Source organism: Phaeospirillum tilakii (assembly GCF_042683125.1).
In the GTDB taxonomy this organism is placed as follows: domain Bacteria; phylum Pseudomonadota; class Alphaproteobacteria; order Rhodospirillales; family Magnetospirillaceae; genus Phaeospirillum; species Phaeospirillum tilakii.
Map to the genome: position 1 here is coordinate 1 of NZ_JBHUIY010000078.1, position 3,950 is coordinate 3,950.

The following is a 3,950-nucleotide window of genomic DNA, read 5'->3' on the forward strand; positions in this document are numbered from 1 at the left end:
AAGGGAAATGTATGACTTGGTATTAAAAGAAGGTATGTGGCATGAAATCGCATTTTCTGAAGGAAAACGACGTCGTTCTTTCTTCCAGGTGGCAGTTTCAGGATGGGAGAAGCAAAGGAATGGGTACCGAATGGGATCAGGAGGTTGTAGGGAAAGTGGACCCCCAGAAAAGAGTGTTGTGCCTAGCACAAGGTTTCTTGAGAGGTTGAACTGCCTTTGCTAATGGATTTTAAGTTTCTTTACCTCTTCCGTGATCTCTTCTAGGTTGACCTAGAAGAGAAATCTTTTGTTAGCTTTGGCTAAGTGGAGAAGTATTGCTTCACGGTGACTTGTGTGATCCTACCTGACTGTTCTAAACCCTTTTGATATCTATGCGCTGCTGCTGCTGCTGCTGCTGCTGCTGCTGCTGCGAAGTCGTTTCAGTCGTGTCCGAGTCTGTGTGACCCCATGGACGGCAGCCCACCAGGCCCCGCAGTCCCTGGGATTCTCCAGGCAAGAACACTGGAGTGGGTTGCCATTTCCTTCTCCAATGCATGAAAGTGAAAAGTGAAAGTGAAGTCGCTCAGTCGTGCCCGACTCTGAGCGACCCCATGGACTGCAGCCTACCAGGCTCTTCCGTCCATGGGATTTTCCAGGCAAGAGTACTGGAGTGGGGTGCCATTGCCTTCTCCCATATCTATTCACAAGCCTGCCTAAATCATTGACTTCTAGCCACCTTTGGGATGCCAATGACCACCCAGCCTTACCAGGCCACAGAGGAGAGAAAACACTTAACCACAGGAGGTCCGGGTAAGGAACAAGGAACTAACAAGCTCCCACCAACCAGGATTCTGCAGAGGTCAACAAGAGGTCAGCAAGAGATGGGAGACTGCAGTCCAGAGGTCCTAGCAACTTCCAGCGAGCAGCAAAGACCCAGCATAGTCAAAACGAATTCAATGTTACCCAAAACAAATAAATAAACGGACAGAAGTTCTTGGAACACATGACTGAGGTTAGGGGTGAGGCAGTACATGTATGTGCCAGGATACTCTTAAAGTATACTCTTAACGTAGATGAGGAGAACAAGGTAGGAGGAAAACTTACTGTTTGGTTCAGGTCGCTTCTGAGCCTTTTGGGGGAACCGACCTGAAGCCAGAGTCTAGCCGAAATACACAGGCTTTGAACATCGCTGAAGACCAACATTTCCTAAGGAAAAAACGCATTGCTTAGCTCAAGGTTTGTCTGGGAAATTCTTACACATCAGGAGATGGCTCCGAGGTGGATTTCTACAAAGAACATCCATGCAAAGGACAAGCCTGCACAGCTCTGTGCACATCTGCCCCCTCCCCCCCTCACAGCCAGCAGCATTTCCAAGTGACCTCCTAAGGCCTTCGCCAAACTACAGGGGCACCTCTGGGCTTCCTGTTTCCCTCATTTTTCGGAATCTTTTCTAAAAAAAAAGAAAAACAAAAAGCAAATTAAAAAAAAAAAAAAAACCCGCACATTTCTTCGTACAATGCCACAGTGGAAGGAACACAGGCCTTCAATATTAAGACCTAAATTTGCAAAAAACTTGGAGCTTGGTTTTTTGTTTTGTTTGGTTTTGTTTTGTTTGAATCAAACCACCACATCATTTAAAATTTTTACACGTTCTAATTATTCGGTTCCAAAACACCAAACTTGTACTGCACACGGTCCCCATGGAAAGGCCCCCTCAGCAGGACAGCCACAGATGCTGCCATGAAAGGGCAGCAGGGTGCCCTCCTCCCTTGTTTGCTGCCTGGGCGGCCACCGGGTTTTGAAACCCATGCACCCTACTAAGTTTCTAGGGTGCAATTCGTGGACCCTTCCCTTTCCCATCCCAGCAGGTGGTCAAGGGCCCGCTGGCCTCCAAAGTGCCAGAAGCAGGGCTGGGCCAGCCGGCCAGAGTTCAGGGTTCTGGCCCTTGGACTTGCAGCGGACACTCGGCTGCTTGGGAAAACCGCGCGGCTCTGACCTTTCAGCAAAGGGGTGGAGCGGTCAAGGCCTTGAGCCCAAAGGCGAGGCCTTTCTGCGACCGCCAGGTTGTGCCAACAGAGGGCGGACTACGTGGTTCCCTGCTCCACGCAGTCCCAGTTCCCTGACCTGTGGTCCGCACCCCTCCGCCGCGCCCACTGGATGCCGACCCTTGGGGACCCAGGAGCGCACGCAGTGGGCGTTCCCAGCCGCCACGGCGACCCCCGAGAGGACAACGGGGAAGCCCTCCCCCACCCCCGCCAGGAGCCGACCCCCGCCCCGCGCCGCCCCGCCCCTGCCATGCTCCCGGTGCCTTCCCAGCCGCAGTGGGGATCCCCGGAGCACAACTGGGACCGCCCCCCATCCCCGCCACGACCCGATTCCCGACCCGCGCCGCCCGGCTTCGCCCCGCCCCGGGCGCGCTCCCGGTGCGCTGCCCACCTTCACCACGGGCTCCCGGTGAGCCCCGCCCCCACGCCCGGTTCCAGGAGAGCCTCTGGGACCTCGCTCCCGCCGCCCGGTGAAACGGGAGGACAATCCATCCAGCCCACAGAGGCAATCCAAGCTGTCTAGAATTCAGGGATCAAACGAGGGCTACGGAAAGGAAAGACGACCTGACCTAGGAGGGCCATGATATTCTACAGAACCGGACAAAGTTGGTTTCCAAGGAAACTTGATTCCTTGGAACCCGGAAAGCTGGTTCTTTTCATATGCAATTCCAAACCATGAGCTCCTTCCCAAAGCCTGCCTGGCCGCCAGCCCCACCCCCCACTCCCCAGAAAAAACGGCTCAAAGAAATCTTTTCCATCTCAGGCGGAAAACTGGAAGATGTCTTGTCTTGTCTGTCTGGATTGATGTCTGTGTCAGTGTGAGCCTTGTGATTTTTGATAATAGTGCTCAAGTTCTGAGTTCTTATTTCAATGGTCTCAAGACAAGGCAGCCCTTGCAAACCCAACTGCTTCCAATACAAGAAAACTTTGACCTCAGGGAATGTCAGAGTCCCGTGAACTGGGAACTAGTCAATATGAAATATCTAGTAGTTTTGTTTTTGCTCCTCTACTGTAGACATGTCTAAGAGTCATCAACATGAAGCACAAAATGTTCATAGTGCCTCGGTTTGTTCTAAGGTAAAAATTGCTATATCGTTCTATCTGTCACAAGCTTGTCAACGAGAAAGTACCTCGAAAGAACAGGAACAAAACGAAAAATTAAATGTGATATGAGCTTTTAGATAAACTATGAACACTAATTACACTCGAAAATATCTGCCTATGAGAGTCTTGATTGAAGGCAGAGGAGAAGGGGACGACAGAGGATGAGATGGTTGGATGGCATCACTGACTCGATGGACATGAGTTTGAGCAAGCCCCTGGAGTTGGTGATGGACACGGAAGCCCAGCGTCCTGCAGGCCACGGGGTCCCAAAGAGTCAGACACGACTGAGCCACTGAACTGAACTGAACATACAATCGTTTCTCCAGGTGTTTTGGTTACCCGAGTTTCTATCCTGTGCTAAACTAAGTGACGACAGTGTACTGAAGAGCTGGGTCATTTCCAAATAAATTAAAGTTCTGAAACATTCACGCCTTGAAAGGACCTCCCTTTTACACAGAAACAAAAGAGATTTTTGACTATCCAATAAGAGTGTCTGGCACCATCCTGACATGTGAAACGTAAGAAAGCAATTTTTTTTGTTTTGTTTGGTTCTGATCTTGGGTGTGTGTGTGTGTGTGTGTGTGTGTGTGTGTGTGTGTGTGTGTGTGCGGGGGAGGGGAGGGGCGCTACTATCACTGATAGGTATGTTCACCAATCTGTCGAATGCCAATATAAAAGTCAGTTCTTGGTTGCTGAAGGGAAATGTATGACTTGGTATTAAAAGAAGGTATGTGGCATGAAATCGCATTTTCTGAAGGAAAACGACGTCGTTCTTTCTTCCAGGTGGCAGTTTCAGGATGGGAGAAGCAAAGGAATGGGTAC

The 3,950-nt window shown here is 50.6% G+C and carries 1 protein-coding gene; it reads right to left on the reverse strand.

Annotated features, from left to right (window positions below; translation table 11 throughout):
- Positions 1-3,760 precede the first annotated feature (3,760 nt).
- The coding region (locus ACFSNB_RS18425; RefSeq protein ID WP_377319243.1) for a hypothetical protein at positions 3,761-3,950 on the reverse strand (190 nt) is incomplete at its 5' end.